Source organism: Novacetimonas hansenii (assembly GCF_014843995.1).
In the GTDB taxonomy this organism is placed as follows: Bacteria; Pseudomonadota; Alphaproteobacteria; order Acetobacterales; family Acetobacteraceae; genus Novacetimonas; species Novacetimonas hansenii.
The window spans coordinates 2,979,870-2,996,609 of the sequence record NZ_CP062147.1; the positions used below are offsets into that span (position 1 = coordinate 2,979,870).

At 63.7% G+C, this 16,740-nt stretch carries 13 protein-coding genes and 1 tRNA gene; 2 read left to right on the top strand and 12 right to left on the bottom strand.

Features of this window, described 5'->3' with window-relative positions; translation table 11 throughout:
- Positions 1-48 precede the first annotated feature (48 nt).
- The 4 genes from IFJ82_RS12975 to argC all read right to left on the bottom strand — a co-directional run bounded on the left by IFJ82_RS12975 (position 49) and on the right by argC (position 3,681).
- The gene (locus IFJ82_RS12975) at positions 49-1,212 is read right to left on the bottom strand and encodes an ATP phosphoribosyltransferase regulatory subunit (RefSeq protein WP_003617966.1); all 1,164 of its coding nucleotides are present in this window, start codon (positions 1,210-1,212) and stop codon (positions 49-51) included.
- Positions 1,213-1,338: 126 nt separating this feature from the next.
- Positions 1,339-2,520 carry a phosphoserine transaminase gene (locus IFJ82_RS12980; RefSeq protein ID WP_192264848.1) on the bottom strand — a complete coding sequence of 394 codons (1,182 nt, stop codon included), beginning with the start codon at positions 2,518-2,520 and terminating at the stop codon, positions 1,339-1,341.
- Between the two features lie 56 nt (positions 2,521-2,576).
- Positions 2,577-2,660, bottom strand: a tRNA-Leu gene (locus tag IFJ82_RS12985).
- A 76-nt stretch (positions 2,661-2,736) separates the two neighbouring features.
- Complete coding sequence (gene argC, locus IFJ82_RS12990) at positions 2,737-3,681, bottom strand: N-acetyl-gamma-glutamyl-phosphate reductase (protein ID WP_003617964.1); 945 nt, start codon at positions 3,679-3,681, stop codon at positions 2,737-2,739.
- 94 nt (positions 3,682-3,775) lie between these two features.
- Between argC and mazG the strand changes: the two genes are divergently transcribed.
- Positions 3,776-4,615, top strand: a complete 840-nt coding sequence (gene mazG / locus IFJ82_RS12995; RefSeq protein WP_408901687.1) for a nucleoside triphosphate pyrophosphohydrolase — start codon at positions 3,776-3,778, stop codon at positions 4,613-4,615.
- 350 nt (positions 4,616-4,965) lie between these two features.
- Here mazG and IFJ82_RS13000 read toward each other — a convergent pair whose 3' ends face one another.
- The 8 genes from IFJ82_RS13000 to dusB form a co-directional block, all read right to left on the bottom strand.
- Positions 4,966-5,805, bottom strand: coding sequence for an inositol monophosphatase family protein (locus IFJ82_RS13000; RefSeq protein WP_003617960.1), 840 nt, complete (start codon positions 5,803-5,805; stop codon positions 4,966-4,968).
- Positions 5,806-6,019: 214 nt separating this feature from the next.
- A complete protein-coding gene (gene hflX, locus IFJ82_RS13005; protein WP_174805745.1) occupies positions 6,020-7,306 on the bottom strand; it encodes a GTPase HflX in 1,287 nt (428 codons plus the stop codon).
- Positions 7,307-7,326: 20 nt separating this feature from the next.
- A complete protein-coding gene (gene hfq, locus IFJ82_RS13010; protein WP_040510463.1) occupies positions 7,327-7,611 on the bottom strand; it encodes an RNA chaperone Hfq in 285 nt (94 codons plus the stop codon).
- A 129-nt stretch (positions 7,612-7,740) separates the two neighbouring features.
- The gene (gene ntrX / locus IFJ82_RS13015) at positions 7,741-9,132 is read right to left on the bottom strand and encodes a nitrogen assimilation response regulator NtrX (RefSeq protein WP_003617957.1); all 1,392 of its coding nucleotides are present in this window, start codon (positions 9,130-9,132) and stop codon (positions 7,741-7,743) included.
- Complete coding sequence (locus IFJ82_RS13020) at positions 9,122-11,392, bottom strand: sensor histidine kinase NtrY-like (protein WP_003617956.1); 2,271 nt, start codon at positions 11,390-11,392, stop codon at positions 9,122-9,124. The genes ntrX and IFJ82_RS13020 overlap by 11 nt, the downstream gene beginning before the upstream one ends.
- A gap of 3 nt (positions 11,393-11,395) precedes the next feature.
- Positions 11,396-12,847, bottom strand: a complete 1,452-nt coding sequence (ntrC, locus tag IFJ82_RS13025; RefSeq protein WP_040511547.1) for a nitrogen regulation protein NR(I) — start codon at positions 12,845-12,847, stop codon at positions 11,396-11,398.
- Positions 12,848-12,959: 112 nt separating this feature from the next.
- Positions 12,960-14,090 carry a two-component system sensor histidine kinase NtrB gene (locus IFJ82_RS13030; protein ID WP_081378586.1) on the bottom strand — a complete coding sequence of 377 codons (1,131 nt, stop codon included), beginning with the start codon at positions 14,088-14,090 and terminating at the stop codon, positions 12,960-12,962.
- Positions 14,087-15,157 (bottom strand): tRNA dihydrouridine synthase DusB, encoded by a 1,071-nt coding sequence (gene dusB / locus IFJ82_RS13035; protein ID WP_192266542.1) that lies wholly within the window; start codon positions 15,155-15,157, stop codon positions 14,087-14,089. The genes IFJ82_RS13030 and dusB overlap by 4 nt, the downstream gene beginning before the upstream one ends.
- Positions 15,158-15,393: 236 nt before the next feature.
- Here dusB and ispF point away from each other — a divergent pair, with 236 nt between their 5' ends.
- Positions 15,394-16,581, top strand: coding sequence for a 2-C-methyl-D-erythritol 2,4-cyclodiphosphate synthase (gene ispF / locus IFJ82_RS13040; protein WP_075596005.1), 1,188 nt, complete (start codon positions 15,394-15,396; stop codon positions 16,579-16,581).
- Positions 16,582-16,740 lie beyond the last annotated feature (159 nt).

A 16,740-nucleotide genomic window follows, 5' to 3' on the forward strand; every position in this document is an offset into this window, starting at 1 on the left:
TCGTCAGGCGCGACCGGAAGGAAATCCATTAATGATGAAAGAAAAAACTCAGCCCGGCTGATCTGTGACCTGCACCGGCTCCAGCTTTCCACCAACCGCGACAAAGGCGCAGCCAAGCCGGTATGCCTCCGCCGCCGGATCGGCGATATCCCCCAGGGCCGCAACCGTTGCATATCCCTGCGCACGCAATGCCTGCGCCACCCGTGGGTCCATCCCCCACGGCACGAACACCCGCATGCGCCGCGCACGCGGGGGGGCGACACGCAGGATCACATCAGGACGCAGCGTCAGGCCGCAGGCGGGTTCATCGTCATTCGAACGATAACGCCCGCCCCGACCAAGCTCTTCCTGCCGTCCCAGCGCATAAACACTGACACAGACGCCGGTGTGATACTGCCAACCGCGGAATTCCACCGGATCGACCGTCAGCCGCACGCCCGGCACCCGGTTTTCTATTGCCGCGACCGTGGCCGCAAGGCGGTCGCTCTGCGCCCGCGCGGCAGGCGGCAGATCGACACGCGCCAGAACATCCAGCGCGCGATGCGCCGGTCCCGCCGCATGCAGCAGTTCCGTCAGCACCGGCGCCAGCGCACCACCATGACGCGCCACGGCGGCGGCATCCTTGCGGTCCAGCGCGCGCAACAGGGCGGAACGGGCGGCGGGACCAAAGGACTCCGTCGCCAGCAGCGTGGTCGTCAGCGGCGGCATCGTCAGGTCAAAGGAGACATGCGGCACACCGAGCACCTGCAACGCCTCCGCGCCCAGCGCCACAATTTCCGCATCCGCCACAGGCGTATCGGGACCAATCAGTTCGATCCCCGCCTGCAGGATCTGGCGATCCGTCTCCCGCGCGGGGCTGCCCATCATCACGCACGCCCCGGCATAGGACAGGCGCAGGGGCCGTTCCTCATGCGCAAGACGGGTCGCCGCGATGCGTGCGATCTGTGGTGTCATGTCGGGACGCAACGCCATCATGCGCCGCGTATCGGGGTCCATCAGGCGAAATGTCTGTTCTGCGACCGCCGCCCCTGATCCCGTCAGCAACGTTTCCTCGAATTCAAGCAACGGCGGCGACACCCGGTCATACCCATGGGTGGAAAAAACCCGCATCAGGGCTTCAAGCCCGATGGCCTCCGCCTCTGCGGCGGGGGGCAGCACATCGACGAATCCGGAAGGCAGCAGCGCGGGATTGAGGGGCGGGTCATCCGTCATGGTTCGGGCCTATATTCTTGGCGTGCGCGCATCAGGCGACAGGACGTGGCGGCCAAGCGCCACACAGGACAGCACCACACAAGCGAGACGCCACACACGTGCAACGTCACACAGGGGGCAAAAGGATCAGATATAGGTCGCGCGGACCTGTGCATGCGCCCAGTCAAGCCACGGCACAACAGCGGCAAGGTCTGATGCCTCCACCGTTGCCCCACCCCACAGACGCAGGCCCGGCGGTGCATCGCGATAACTGCCGACATCCATCGCAACACCCTCGGCCGCCAGCAGGGCGACAATTTCACGCGCCGCCTTCGTCTGCGTTTCATGATCGAGGGCCGTAAACCACGGGGCGACGATACGCAGGCAGATGGCCGTGCTGGAGCGATGGCGCGGCGACGCGGCAAGGAAGGACGCCCAGTCGCTGCGTGCCTCCCATTGCGCAATCACCGCAAGGTTGGCGCGGCTACGCGCGATCAGCCCCGCCAGGCCACCCACCTGCTCTGCCCAGCGCAGCCCGTCGAGCGCATCTTCGACACACAGCATGGAGGGTGTATTGATCGTATCGCCGTGGAAAATGCCTTCGATAAGGCCATTCCTGTTCGTCAGGCGGAAAATCTTGGGCAGCGGACGCGGCGCGGGCTGCGATACGAGGCGTTCGACCGCACGTGGCGACAGGGCAAGCATCCCGTGCGCGGCTTCGCCCCCCAGCACCTTCTGCCATGACCATGTCACGACATCGAGCTTGTCCCACGGCAGGTCCATCGCAAACGCGGCGGATGTCGCATCACAGATCACCAGCCCCCCGCGATCGGCGGGAATGGCGTCGCCATCCGCAAAACGCGCCCCCGATGTGGTGCCATTCCATGTAAGCACCACGTCGCGCGACCAGTCCACATCCGCAAGGTCAGGTACCTCGCCATACCCGGCGCGCAGGACGCGGGCATCAGGAAGCTGGAGCTGGGCTATGATATCATTGGCCCATGTGGCCGAAAAACTTTCAAACGCCAGCACATCGACCGGGCGCGTCCCCAATAACGACCATAACACCATTTCCACGGCGCCTGTATCGGACGCCGGCACGATCCCCAGACGCCAGTCGGCCGGCATGCCAAGGATGTCGCGGGAACGGGTGATGACCTCATCCAGACGCGCCCGCCCCTCTTTTGAACGATGCGAACGCCCCACCAGCGCCGAGGACAACGCCGCCACGGACCATCCCGGCCGCTTGGCGCAGGGGCCGGAAGAAAAGCACGGATTGCGGGGCCGTGCCGACGGCTTTTCGATCTGGATTTCGGGCAAGGAGAACATCGTCCTGTTCGCAACACGGGCAAAAGGGACGGCACATCACGACATGATGCGCCAACTGGTACGAGAGGGGGGATTCGAACCCCCATGCCTTGCGGCGGTCGATTTTGAGTCGACTACGTCTACCGTTCCGTCACTCTCGCATGCAGGCCTGCTTAACAGTACAACAGGGCCGGTGGCAATTCATCGCACACCACAGCGGGCCGCGTTGCGCACATATCACATCCCGGACGGACTCTCCAGCCCCAGCATCAGGGCAATATTCTGGATCGCGGCACCGGACGCCCCCTTGCCCAGATTGTCCAGCCGCGCCGTCAGCACTGCCTGGCGCTGCTCCTCATTCACATGCACGCGCAGCTCCATCCGGTCGGTCCCTGCCAGAGTGTCGGCACACAGGCTGGTGCAGGCGTCGGGCACGCTGATACGGTCGGAACCGCGATAATGCGCCACCAGCGCCGCATGCAGGTCCGCCCCCCGCACGCCATGCCCCAGCAGGTCAAGGTGCAGTGGGATCGACACAATCATGCCCTGCGCGAAATGCCCGACCGACGGCACGAATACCGGCACGCGCGACAGGCCGGAATAAATCTGTGCCTCCGGCAGGTGCTTGTGCTGCAATGACAGGCCATAAAGTTCGAAGGCCGGGCCGCCATCGCGCTCATGCGCCTCGATCATCGTGCGCCCGCCACCGCTATAGCCACTGACCGCATTGACGGTGACGGGATAATCCGCAGGCACCAGCCCCGCCGCAACCAGCGGATGCAGCAGGCCGATGATACCGGTGGGATAACAGCCCGGATTGGCGACGTGTGTGGCCGTGCGGATCGCCTGCGCCTGTTGCGCCTGCATTTCGGGAAAGCCATAGACCCAGCCCGGTGCGGTGCGAAACGCCGTGCTGGCGTCCAGCACGCGTGGCGCGCGATGGCCTGCCGTGACAAGCCCGTCCACCATCGCCACCGCGTCACGCGCCGCCGCATCCGGCAGGCACAGCACCACCAGATCAACCGCCGACATCATGTCCCGTCGGGCGTCAGGGTCCTTGCGTCGCGCCGCGTCAATGGAGCGCACATCCACCGGCAACGCCTCAAGCCGGGCGCGGATTCCCAGACCTGTCGTGCCTGCTTCCCCGTCAATGAATACCGATGGCCGTGCGTACGTGTTCATGATCCCTGTTTCCCGGCAAGATCCGTCCGACATTGCGTGGACTGGCGGACTATACAATCATCACCCGCCGCCGCAACCACAACAGGAGCCCCCGATGCCTGACACCCCTATGCCCGCCGCCACCGCCGACGAGGCCCCAGATATCGAGGCCACAGACGCGCAACGGGCGCTTGGCCGGCTGCTGCACATCATGGCGCGCCTGCGCGACCCGGTGACGGGGTGCCCGTGGGACCGGGAACAGGATTTCACGACCATCGCCCCCTATGCGATCGAGGAAGCCTATGAAGTGGCGGATACCATCGCGCGGCAGGACTGGGACGGGTTGCCTGACGAACTTGGCGACCTGCTGTTGCAGGTTGTCTATCATGCACAGATGGGGGCGGAGGCCGGGCGATTCGATTTCGCCACCGTCGCACGCATGATTGGCGACAAGATGGTACGCCGCCACCCCCATGTCTTTGGCGATGCGACACTGGCGCAGGGCCAGTGGGAGAACGGCAAGGAACGCGAACGCGCCGCACGCGCACGGCGGGGCACACTTGATGACGTGCCGGTCGGCCTGCCCGCCCTGCTGCGCGCGCGCAAGCTGTCGGCACGCGCGGCACGTGTCGGCTTTGACTGGGACAATGTGGCGGGCGTCATGGGCAAGGTGGACGAGGAAGTGGCCGAACTGAAGGCCGAACTCGAGAGCGGGGACAAGGCGCGGATACAGGATGAACTGGGTGATGTGCTGTTCACGCTCGCCACACTGGCGCGCAAGCTTGACCTCGATCCCGAAGCCTGCCTGCGCCATGCCAACGCCAAATTCACCCGGCGCTTTACTGAAATGGAACACGACCTCGCACACCGTGGGCTGGCGCTGCGTGATGTGGATGTCAGCGTGATGGAAGAAGGGTGGCAGGTGGTCAAACGCCGCGAACGTGGGGAGACATGATCCAAGCGCGCGAAAGGAAAAGACGGCCCTGACGCGGCATGCAGCCCCCTCCTCGGATCTTCGCCCGTTATTTCAAATGGCAAGTTTTTTTCGGAGCCGCCCGTAAAGCCTTAAGAGACTGTTTGACAACAAGCCGTTGATAAAAAACAAGAAAAGTTTTTGGGTGCTGCCTTTTTTCCAAAAAGGCAGCGTCTTCTGAAGCTTTTTGAAAAAAGCTTCACCAAAAACCTTTATGATTTCAGTATGTTATCGCGCCTGACGCTTCAGACAGTCTCTTATGTTCTTTGCGATCCTCTTTCCAGGGGAAAATCGGATAAAGCGTTTACGGCCATGCTTTCGGGGGGACGGTTTCAATCCGCCGCGCTGAATAACAGGTCACGCAGGGCATGCCAGCTTGCGCGGTCCGGGGCGTAAAGCAGCCCCCCGTCACGGTCCGTCACGCGATAGGCGGACCCATCGAAATGCGCGGCATACCCACCCGCTTCCCGATGAATCAGCCACCCCGCCAGATGGTCCCATGGCATGGTGCGGTTGAACAGCAGGAAATGGCATTTCCCATCGACCAGCATCAGATATTCATGTGCGGCGCAACGGAAATCCCATGACCCCATGACACGCGGCAGGTTGCGCGCGACCGCGTCGCGCTGCTCCGGCGCAAGATAGCGCCATGACGCGTTGCCTGACATCTGTGCCGGGGGAACGGCGGGCGCCACACGCATCACCTGCCGCCCGCCATCGCGGTCATGCAGCCACGCCCCATGCCCCCGCGCGGCAACCGCCGCGATATCGCACACGGGATCAAGGATCACGCCACCAACGACCTCCCCCCGTGCAACAGCAGACACCATGACGCCAAATAACGGGACACCGGCGGCATAATTGGCGGTGCCATCAATCGGGTCGATCACAAAGGCAAGTTCCGCATCCCCCAGCCCCGACAAAAGCGTGGGCCGGGTGGCCACCGCCTCTTCCCCTACGATCAGGGCATCGGGATACAGGTCGTGCAAGGCACGCGTAATGACGTGTTCAGCGGCTTCGTCCGCAGCGGTCACGACATCCAGCGCGGATGTCTTGGCACGGATGTCCGCATGCCCCAATCGCCGGAAACGCGACATGACCTCGTCGCGCGCCGCATCGCGCATCAGGCCGAGGATCACTTCCATATCCGCGATACCAATCCGGTCCGTCATTGCCCCGCTCCTCCGTGCTTCCACCCATGATGTGCGTGACAGTCTTGGCCCCGTCATCACCACGACGCCACCCCCATGCCAGTCACACAACGGTCATCAGCACGGAAAAGGAAAACATGAAACACATCCCGCCACGACCACCATGCACAAGCTTCGACGCTGATGCCGGAAGGGTTATTTCCCTGTTATCAATCCCTTGACCTGGAACGGTCCCTCAACTGTCCAGGCAGGTAATCCCGGTGGCGTGCTGCATTTCGAAACGGGCGCGGTTGGCAGGTGACAGGCGCACATGCATGTCCACCCCGTCCTCATGGTCGGTACGTTCGACCACCTCGCCATGTTCATACAGCCACGCCATCGCCGCACCATCGGACAGGGGCACGCGATAACGCACCAGTTCCATCGCATGGGTCAGGCGTTCATCAATCGCCGCCAAAAGGTCAGGCAGGCCATCACCGGTAATGGCGGAAATGACGATCGCGCCGGGACGCGCGCCCACTGCGTCGCGCCCGCCCATCAGGTCAGCCTTGTTCAGCACCTCGATCACGCGTGATTGCCAGTCGGGTTCGATCGTCCCGCTATGGGCCATGCCTTCGAGCACCTCGACCACATCGGCACGCTGTGCCGACGTTTCGGGGTGGGAGGCATCACGAACATGCAGGATGATGTCGGCCTCCGCCACCTCCTCCAGCGTCGCGCGGAAGGCGGCGATCAGTTCGGTTGGCAGGTCGCTGATGAACCCCACGGTGTCCGACAGGATGATCTGGCGCCCAGATGGCAGGCGGATGCCGCGCATCGTGGGATCAAGTGTCGCAAAAAGCTGGTCCTGCGCATAGACGCTGGCCCCGGTCAGGGCGTTGAACAGCGTCGATTTTCCCGCATTGGTATACCCCACCAGCGCCACCACGGGGAACGGCACCCGCCTGCGCGCCTGCCGGTGCAGGCCACGCGTGCGGCGCACCTGTTCCAGTTCACGCTTCAGGCGGACGATACGGTCGCCGATCATGCGGCGATCGGCCTCGATCTGTGTTTCGCCGGGACCGCCGAGGAAGCCGAAGCCACCGCGCTGGCGTTCCAGATGGGTCCATGTGCGCACAAGGCGGCTGCGCTGATATTCAAGATGCGCAAGCTCGACCTGAAGCGAGCCTTCTTTTGTCGCGGCGCGTTCGCCAAAGATGTCGAGGATCAGGGCCGTACGGTCGATGACCTTGCACCCCAGCGCGCGTTCAAGGTTACGCTGCTGCACCGGGGTCAGGCGGGAATCGATAATAACGACGGTAATGTTGTCCGCCCGGACCGTCGCATGCAGCGACTCGACCTGTCCACTACCCAGCAGGGTGGCGGGACGGCGCGCACGCAACAGCAGGACCGCCTTGCAGATGATGACAAGCCCGATGGAAGCGGCAAGCCCCACGGCCTCTTCGAGGCGGGCTTCGGCGGCGCGGCTTTCATCCTGCCTGTCGGGGCGTTCCCATGGCAGGATGACGGCCGCGCGCGTCATGACCGGTCCAGGGGCCGATGTCACAGGAATTCGCCACTACCGGCCATGGGCGCAACATCCTCGCCTTCTGCGGCGGGCGGTTCGAACAGGGTGACGGGGGTTGCAGGCATCACCGTGCTGATCGCGTGCTTGTATACAAGCTGCGTATGCCCATCACGGCGCAACAGGACGGAAAAATTGTCGAACCACGTGATGATTCCCTGCAGCTTTACGCCATTCACAAGGAAAATCGTAACAGGGGTCTTGGATCGACGGACATGGTTCAAGAAGACATCCTGAACGTTCTGCGAAGGGTCTTTTGCCACGGCTGGGCCTTACTTTGTTGCTGTTGGGCGGTTCACAGAACATGGGTGCCCCCATGTCCATGCTACGGCGTTGCCACCGTCCGTATCACGGTTCATTGTTTAGCAGGCATGCGTTCATCGGGCAAAATCTCAGGCCGGGTTGCGATCTTCCGATGTCACGCCAAGCTGCTTGAGCTTCCGATGCAGGGCACTGCGTTCCATGCCGACAAACCCGGCAGTACGGCTGATGTTTCCACCAAAGCGCAAGAGCTGGGCCTGCAGGTACTGGGTTTCGAACAGGTCACGCGCCTCACGCAGGGGCAGGCCCATCACATCCTCGTCGGAATCGAATTTCAACAATGCCGGCGCACCTTCCCCCACGCCGGACGGCAGCATGTCCGCGCGGATCGGGTCCGTCCCGGTGCCCGGCATCATGATCAGCAGGCGTTCCATCAGGTTGCGCAGTTCACGCACATTGCCCGGCCATTCGTAATTCTGCAGGGCCGCAATCGCATCTCCCGACAGTTCACGCAGCGGCAGGCCCGCATTTTCCGCCGCCCGGCGCAGGAACAGCCGCGCAAGGTCGGGAATATCCTCGCGCCGTTCACGCAGGCCCGGCACACGCAACGGCACGACGGCAAGGCGGTAGTACAGATCCTCGCGGAAACGACCGGCCGAAATTTCGGCCTGAAGGTCACGATTCGTCGTCGCCAAGACACGTACGTCCACCTTCACCCGGCGTGACCCGCCCAGGCGTTCGAACGTCTGGTCCTGCAGGGCGCGCACGATCTTGCCCTGTGTCTCCAGCGGCATGTCAGAGACCTCGTCCAGCACCAGCGTCCCACCATGGGCACGTTCCAGCACGCCGGTACGACGCCCCGCCCCATCGTCGGTTCCTTCGATACCGAACAATTCCTCCTCAAACCGACCGGGGGCAAGCGTTGCGCAGTTCAGGACAATGAACGGCCCTTCGGCACGGCGCGAACTGGCATGGATCATGCGCGCGGCCACTTCCTTGCCCGCGCCCGCGGCCCCGGAAATCAGCACGCGCGACCCGGTGGGCGCCACACGGTCGATCTGGTTGCGCACCGCGACGATTGCGGCACTGCGCCCGTCAAGCATCGCCTCCGACCCTGCACGCAGGCGCAGTTCAGCGTTTTCACGCGCAAGGCGCGACGCCTCCAGCGCACGGCGGACCACCACAAGCAGGCGATCGGACTGAAAGGGTTTTTCGATAAAATCGTACGCCCCGTGCTGAAGCGCCGCCACCGCGGTCTCGATCGTGCCATGACCGGAGATCATGACAACCGGCACGGAGGGTTCTTCCTTGTGGAAGACATTCAGGATGCCAAGCCCGTCAAGGCGTGATCCCTGCAGCCATACATCAAGGATAACAAGCGACGGACGGCGTTCGCGAAAGGCGCTGATGGCGGAATCGGCATCCCCTGCCAGCCGTGTCTCGTATCCCTCGTCGCTCAGGATTCCCTCGATAAGCAGCCTTATGTCAGGCTCGTCATCGACGATCAGGATTTCATGTCCCATGGTCGTCCTTTATCGGCAAAATCAACGTCGAAACAGCTCCCCTACCTTCGGGACAATCTTCTAGACCTACACTGCCCCCATGGTCTTCCAGAATCTTCTTGACGATTGCAAGACCCAGCCCCGTTCCTTTGGGCTTGTGCGTCACATAGGGCTCCGTCAGTCGGGTGCGGTCTTCCACCGGCAACCCGATCCCGTCATCCGTGACAGCAAGGCGCACGACCCCCTGCCCGCATGACAGGTCGAGGCGGATCGTCCCGGCAATACCCTCACCCTCCTGCACAGCATCCCCTTCTTTGGGACGCATGGCAATGGCGTCGGCGGCATTCTGCAAAAGGTTTGTCAGCGCCTGCCCGATCAGGCGGCGGTCGCATTCGACCTTTGGCCCACGATCGGGCAGGTTGACCACATAACGGATTTCAGGATGCGCGCTGCGTTGCAGGATCAGGGTTTCACGGACGATGCGCGAAAAATCCTCGTCGCGCATCACCGGTTGCGGCATGCGCGCGAACGCGGAAAATTCATCCACCATGCGCCCGATATCCCCCACATGTCGCACGATCGTGTCCACGCATTGCGAAAATGTGTCCGGATCAGATGCGATTTCGCGCAGGAACCGCCGCTTCAGCCGCTCCGCCGCAAGCTGTATGGGCGTCAGGGGATTCTTGATTTCATGCGCGATGCGACGCGCAACGTCCGCCCACGCCGCCTTGCGCTGCGCCACCTGCAGGGCGGTGATGTCATCGAACGTCACGACATAGCCATCCGCCACGTCGCCGGTCACACTCCCCTGCATTTCCGCGCCGATCCGCACCAGCAACGTGCAGGACCGCGTGCCCGCGACCACATGCACCTCGTCCGTCAATTCGCGGTTCACCCCCTTGGCCACCAGTTCCAGCAGGGGGGCGAATTCCGGCACCACATCCACCAGCCGCGCGCCCACCGCGTCATTGAGGTCGCGGTGCAACAGCACGCTGGCCGCACGATTAGGCAGTTCGATGACCTGATGGGAATCGAGGCCGATCACCCCTGCCGACACCCCGGACAGCACAGCTTCGGTAAAGCGGCGACGCTCGTTGATCTGGGTGGAGGCGTTCATCAGTTCGGTACGCTGGGTCGAAAGCTGGTCGGTCATGCGGTTGAATGCACGTGACAGGCTGGAGACCTCATCATCGCCATCGCCTTCGGGCACGTGGGAGGCAAGGTCGCCCCGACTGACCCGTTCGGAAGCAAGGATCAGCAGGCTGAGGGGACGCACGATCTGTGTCGCCAGCACCAGCCCGATCAGGATCGCCGCCCCCAGCACCAGAATCGCGACAAGCGCGAAGATCAGGACAAAGGTAAACTGGATCTTCGCACGGTTGCGATTAAGGCGCTGGTAATCGCTGACCACACCTTCGGTCTTGCGCATATGCCCCAGGATGTCGGGGTCAACGGGGCGGGAGATCATCAGCATAAGCGGCGGTGTATCACCCAGAGAAATGACGGCGCGCACCGTCTTTTCATCGGGGGAGTCAAGGATGGCGATGTCATTGGTCCGCGCCATCAGGGTGGCGGCGGGCGGCGGCAGGTCCTGCCGGTATCCGGAATGCCCCATCAGGCCACCTGATGCGACCACGGTGTTCGTGAACGGGTCATAGATGACGGCCATGTTCAGGCCGCGCAACGTCGCCTGCGAATCCAGTATCTGCCCCAGCGAGTCGGGATCGCGCATCAGGTCTGTACCGTTACCCATCAGCCCGCTTTGCGCGCTGACAAGGTAGTTCGCCAGCGAAAACGCCTCGGTACGGATATTGGCGTTATGTTCCTGCAGATAGCCGCGCGACGCCTCAAGCGCTTCGTTCAGGGCGGTATTGACGCGGTCGCTGAACCAGATCTGGATGCCATAATGGAAGAAGATGGCCGCGAACACGCCCACGACAATGGTCGGCGCGACCGCGACAATCCCGAACAGCGTCATCAGCCGCACATGCAGCCGCGCCCCCGCCAGCCCGCTGCGCCGTTCGGCCAGCATGCGCCCCACCTGTTCCGTCAGCGCAGTCGCCAGCAGGAGCAGGACGAGGAAATTAAGGATGAAGATCAGCGCCTCGATCTGTGGATGGCGCGCAAGCGACATCCCCCCCGACAGTACGACAAACGTCGCCACCCCCAGGCACAGCGCCAGCAGCACCAGCAGGAGCGAGACATTGCGCCGCACCAGCAGGTCCAGCCCGCGTCGCACCAGACCATGCGCGCCGTTGAGGTCGCCACCCGTTCGCGCCATGGGTCAGCCACCACCACGCACGACGGGGATATCAAGGTCACGTATCTTCTTGCGCAACGTATTGCGATTCAGGCCCAGCATCGCCGCCGCCTTGATCTGGTTGCCGCGTGTGGCCGACAGCGTCATGGTGATGAGCGGGCGTTCAACCTCTGCGATCACCTTGTCATAAATGTCATGCAGCGGCATCCCGTCCTGCCCGGTATCGAGGAAATGGCGGATATGCCGTCCCACCGCATCAGACAGCGTTTCGTTATCACGCGCGGCAACCTCTGTCGCCGGGGTGGACATGGCCTGCGCTTCCTCCAGCTCATGCTCCACCAGATCCGCGCCAAGCGTTTCTTGCGGATATAGCGCGCTGAGCCTGCGCATCAGGTTTTCAAGTTCGCGCACATTCCCCGGCCAGCGATAGGCCTGCAACGGTGCCATGGCCGCGTCATCCAGCATCTTTGCAGGGGTCCCCTCCTCCTGACAGGCATTGAGGAAATGCCGCGCCAGCAGGGGAATATCCTCCACCCGTTCACGCAGCGGCGGCAGGCGCATCGGCACGACGTTAAGGCGATAGTACAGGTCCTCGCGGAAAGTACCGGCGCGGATCGCCTGGCGCAGGTCGCGATGGGTGGCGGCGATGATGCGCACATTGGCCTGCACCGGCTGCACACCGCCCACCGTCGTGAACTCCCCATCCTGCAACACGCGTAACAGCCGCGTCTGCGCCTCGGGCGGCATGTCGCCGATTTCATCAAGGAACAGCGTGCCGCCGGCGGCCTGTTCAAAACGCCCGGCGACACGGCTGGTCGCACCGGGGAATGCGCCGCGTTCATGGCCGAACAGCTCGCTTTCAATCAGGTCGCGCGGAACGGCGGCCATGTTGATCGCAACGAACGGCCCGGCGCGGCGGCGGCCATATTCATGCAGCGCACGCGCCACCAGTTCCTTGCCCGTCCCGCTCTCGCCCGAGATCATGACCGTCAGGTCCGACGTCGTCAGCCGCGCGATGATGCGATAGATATCCTGCATCACCACCGACCGCCCGATCAGGGGCATCTGCTCCTCCGGCTGGGCCGTGGCGGCCGCGGGCACGACGCTGGCGGGTGCGGCCAGCGCGCGCGCAACCACCGCCAGAACTTCCTTCAGATCGAACGGCTTGGGCAGGTATTCGAACGCCCCGCGCTGCGTCGCCTGTACCGCCGTCGTCAGCGTTGACTGCGCGCTCATGACCACGACACGCAGGTCGGGCCGGATACGGCGGATGCGCGGGATCAGGTCGAGGCCGTTGAGGTCGGGCATCACGACATCGGTAATGACAAGGTCGCCTTCACCTTCCTCCACCCACTGCCACAAGGTGGAGGCATGGGCCGTGGCCCGGACCTGATATCCGGCACGCCCCAATGCCTGACTGAGCACGGTGCGTATCGAACGGTCATCATCGGCAACAAGGATGGTCGGCAGCGACATGACGGCTTTACAATCTTTCAGCTTCTTGATCGCCCGGATGCAGGGGCCGCCGGGCATGGGCGGATATCACGGGCGGATGTTCGTAACAGGTCAGGAAAAACGACACCGCCCCTTACGGCATGTCGCGGTCTTCGGCCACCACCGGCAGGTGCAGCAGCACATCCGTCTGGCCCGGGCGGCTTTCAACCTCGATGACGCCACCATGGTCACCCACGATCTTGCCCGCCAGCGCCAGGCCCAGCCCACTGCCACTGGTCTTGGTGGTCAGGAAGGGCTCGAACAGGTGGGGGCGGATATTTTCTGGAATACCCGGTCCGTTGTCCCGCACCGATACCAGCAGCGGCAGCTGCACCCTGCGCTTGCCCCCCACCGTGGAAACCCAGATACCGGGACGATAGCTTGTGCTCAGCGTGATCTGCGCATCGGGCCGCGCATCCGGGCCATGCAGCGCCTCTGCCGCATTCTTCACGAGGTTGAGCAGCACCTGCACCAATTGGTCGCGATTGCCCCACACCGGCGGAAGCGAGGGGTCATAAACCTCCTCAAAGCGGATGTCGGCGGCAAATCCCTGCTGTGCAAGGCGGCGGACATGTTCAAGGACACGGTGGATATTGACGGGACGGCGTTCGATCGGCTTGTCGCTGAACATGTCCATACGGTCAACAAGATCGCGGATGCGGTTGACCTCGTCCTGGATCAGGACCGCAAGTTCGCGGTCCGCCTCCCCCACCGAACTTTCCAGAAGCTGCGCCGCGCCACGGATGCCCGACAGCGGGTTCTTGACCTCATGCGCAAGGATTGCGGCCATTCCCGCCACACTGCGGGCGGCGGAACGAAAGGTCAGTTGCCGATCCAGCACACGCGCGGCCGAGGAATCGTGGAACGTAAGGACGACCGACCCCGGCTCCTCCATCAACGAGGCGCCCTGCACGGTCACGCCCTCGCGGTGCAGGCGCGGCCCCTCCAGCGTGACTTCGTGTTCCACCACGGTCTGCCCATGGTCGCGCACCTGCTCGATCAGCAAGAAGACAGGATGGTCGGAGGGGATGATATCTGTAAGGCGCATCTGCACCAGATGGGTGCGCGACATGCCCAGGAACGGTTCGGCGGCGGCGTTGACGTAATGGATCATCATGCCATCCCCCACCACCATGACCGGCAGTGGCAACGCATCAAGGACGATGCGGCCTGCGCCGGTAACGGTTGCGGGCGTACAGACAGATGGGCTCGCCTGCCCCGTCATGCCGCGCGTGCGCTTGGCCCGGGGCCGCACTCCGCGCCGGTGGTGGACGGGCGTGGACCACGCACATGCCCGGCCGCGATCTGGCGGTCATAGAATTCCCCGATCATCGACAATGCGGCATCAACCGTATCGACACGGTTGACCGCAGCCCGGAACCCGGCCGAATCCGGCAGGCCGGCGGAGTACCACGACACATGCTTGCGCGCCAGACGCAGGCCGGGATGCGCGCCGAAATGTTCCACCATCATGGTGTAATGTTCCAGGACGATACCCTTTTCCGTCGCCAGATCGGGTTCATCGACGATGACACCGCGCGTCAGCGCCGCCCCCACCTGTGCCGGGAACCACGGGCGGCCATAACAGCCACGCCCGATCATCACCCCGTCAGCACCCGACTGCGCCAGGGCCTCGCGTGCATCACCCACCGTCAGGATATCGCCATTGACGATCACCGGCAGGTCGATCGCCTCCTTCACCCGGCGCACGAAACGCCAGTCCGCCGTGCCGTTATAAAACTGCTGGCGGGTGCGGCCATGGACCGTCACCATGCGGATGCCCGCCTCCTGCGCGATGCGTGCCAGCGTGGGCGCGTTGAGGCTGTCATGATCCCAGCCCATGCGCATCTTGAGCGTGACGGGCACGTCCACCGCGCGCACGACGGTGGCGAGCAGCCGCGCGGCCAGCGCCTCGTCCCGCATCAGGGCGGAGCCCGCCTGCTGCCCCACGGCCACCTTCTTGACCGGACAGCCGAAATTGATGTCGATCAGGTTCGCGCCGCGATCCACCGCAATGCGTGCGGCCTGCGCCATCGCATCGGGGTCGCACCCGGCCAACTGCACGGCATTGAGGCCATCGCCCGCGACCTCCGCCATGCGCAGGGTGTTGCTGTTTTCGCGCACCATCGCCCATGACGCGATCATTTCCGATACCACCAGCCCCGCGCCCAGACGCCGCGCCAGACGCCGGAACGGCAGGTCGGTCACACCGGACATCGGGGCCAGGATCACCGGCACGTCAAGGACGATGCCATTTCCCAGATCAATCGGCGACAACAGTTCAGATGACATCAAAAATCCGCTTTCCCCGGCGGCCTGCCCACCCGCACGCCATTTACGCGCACCAGACGCGACGCCAGCCGTCACCGCCCGGGACATACCCCGCCGTCCACACACCACAATGCTTATGATTTAGGCAGAATACCTTTTCCGTTTCCATCACGCAATTGATGATAATGCGTCCGGGGAACGAAATTGGCGGCCATGATGCTTGACGTCGGCGCAACATGGCCGCATTCCTGCCGACCATGCGTGTTGCAGCCATCCTCCTTGCCGCAGGTCAGGGCCGCCGTTTCAGCGCCCAGACCGCGTCCCCCGTCGCCAAGCAGTATCTGACGCTCGGCGGCAGGCCCGTCATCCGCCATGCCGCGGATGCCCTGATCCCGCATGTCCAGATCCTCCAGCCCGTGGGCGAACGCGCGTCGCTTGACGATGCGCTGTCGGGCCTGTCCGCCACGGGTGACGCCACCCCGAACGGGTGCGCCATCCTGGAATGCGTCCCCGGCGGGGAGACACGACAGGAAAGCGTGCGCGCCGGACTCGAGGCGCTGGACCGCCTGCCGGTGGGGGAAAGGCCGGACCTCGTGCTGATCCATGATGGCGCACGCCCCTATGTCCCCGCCGATGTCACGCGCGCGGTCATCGACGCGCTGTCCGCCCATGCAGGCGCCATTCCCGGCGTGCCCGTTGCCGATACGATCAAGCGCGCGCGGGACGGCATCATCACCGACACCGTGCCGCGCACCGACCTTTATCGCGCACAGACGCCACAGGGATTCCGTTTCAACCTGCTGCGTGATCTGCATCGCGGGGCGGCGGCATCGGATGCGACCGATGACGCGGCACTGCTGGAGGCCGCGGGCCATCATGTGGCCATCGTCGCAGGGTCCGAAGACAATATCAAACTGACCTACAAGGAGGATCTGGTGCGCCTGGAACGCCTGATCGGCCCGACCCTGCTGCCACGCACGGGGCTGGGATATGACGTGCATGCCTTTGCCGAGGGGCGTCCCCTGATCCTGTGCGGCATCACCGTGCCCCATACGCGCGGGCTGGCGGGGCATTCAGATGCGGATGTCGGCATCCATGCCCTGTGCGATGCGATCTATGGCGCGCTGGCCGAAGGGGATATCGGTCGCCACTTCCCACCCAGCCAGAATGAATGGAAGGATGCCGACAGCGCACGCTTCCTGATCCATGCGGGCGAACGCATCCGCGCGCGCGGCGGCATGCTGATCAATGCCGACCTGACGCTGATCTGTGAACGGCCCAAGATCGGGCCACATGCGCAGGCGATGCGCGAACGGCTGGCCGAGCTGCTACAGGTCGGGGTGGACCGGATCTCCGTCAAGGCAACGACGTCCGAACGCCTTGGCTTTACCGGGCGTGAAGAAGGCATTGCCTGCACCGCCGCCGTCAGCGTGCTGGTGCCCTGACGCCCACGAAGCCACCAATCAAGGTCACAACAGTTGTCTGGCGCCGCCTTTCACCCTGAAAGGCGGCGCTTTTTCATGTTTTTTGGGAAAAGCGTTAAGACTGTTTGAAAAGTCAGGCGCGATAACATACTGAAATCATAAAGGTTTTTGGTGAAGCTT

What these genes read in the sequence shown, in the direction of transcription:
- IFJ82_RS13020 (WP_003617956.1), bottom strand. Translation starts at nt 11,392, where the DNA reads ATGGCGCGAACGGGTGGCGACCTCAACGGCGCGCATGGTCTGGTGCGA.
- dusB (WP_192266542.1), bottom strand. Translation starts at nt 15,157, where the DNA reads ATGTCATCTGAACTGTTGTCGCCGATTGATCTGGGAAATGGCATCGTC.
- IFJ82_RS13030 (WP_081378586.1), bottom strand. Translation starts at nt 14,090, where the DNA reads ATGACGGGGCAGGCGAGCCCATCTGTCTGTACGCCCGCAACCGTTACC.
- argC (WP_003617964.1), bottom strand. Translation starts at nt 3,681, where the DNA reads ATGAACACGTACGCACGGCCATCGGTATTCATTGACGGGGAAGCAGGC.
- IFJ82_RS12980 (WP_192264848.1), bottom strand. Translation starts at nt 2,520, where the DNA reads ATGTTCTCCTTGCCCGAAATCCAGATCGAAAAGCCGTCGGCACGGCCC.
- IFJ82_RS13000 (WP_003617960.1), bottom strand. Translation starts at nt 5,805, where the DNA reads ATGACGGACCGGATTGGTATCGCGGATATGGAAGTGATCCTCGGCCTG.
- ntrC (WP_040511547.1), bottom strand. Translation starts at nt 12,847, where the DNA reads ATGTCGCTGCCGACCATCCTTGTTGCCGATGATGACCGTTCGATACGC.
- ntrX (WP_003617957.1), bottom strand. Translation starts at nt 9,132, where the DNA reads ATGGGACATGAAATCCTGATCGTCGATGACGAGCCTGACATAAGGCTG.
- mazG (WP_408901687.1), top strand. Translation starts at nt 3,776, where the DNA reads ATGCCTGACACCCCTATGCCCGCCGCCACCGCCGACGAGGCCCCAGAT.
- hflX (WP_174805745.1), bottom strand. Translation starts at nt 7,306, where the DNA reads ATGACGCGCGCGGCCGTCATCCTGCCATGGGAACGCCCCGACAGGCAG.
- IFJ82_RS12975 (WP_003617966.1), bottom strand. Translation starts at nt 1,212, where the DNA reads ATGACGGATGACCCGCCCCTCAATCCCGCGCTGCTGCCTTCCGGATTC.
- ispF (WP_075596005.1), top strand. Translation starts at nt 15,394, where the DNA reads ATGCGTGTTGCAGCCATCCTCCTTGCCGCAGGTCAGGGCCGCCGTTTC.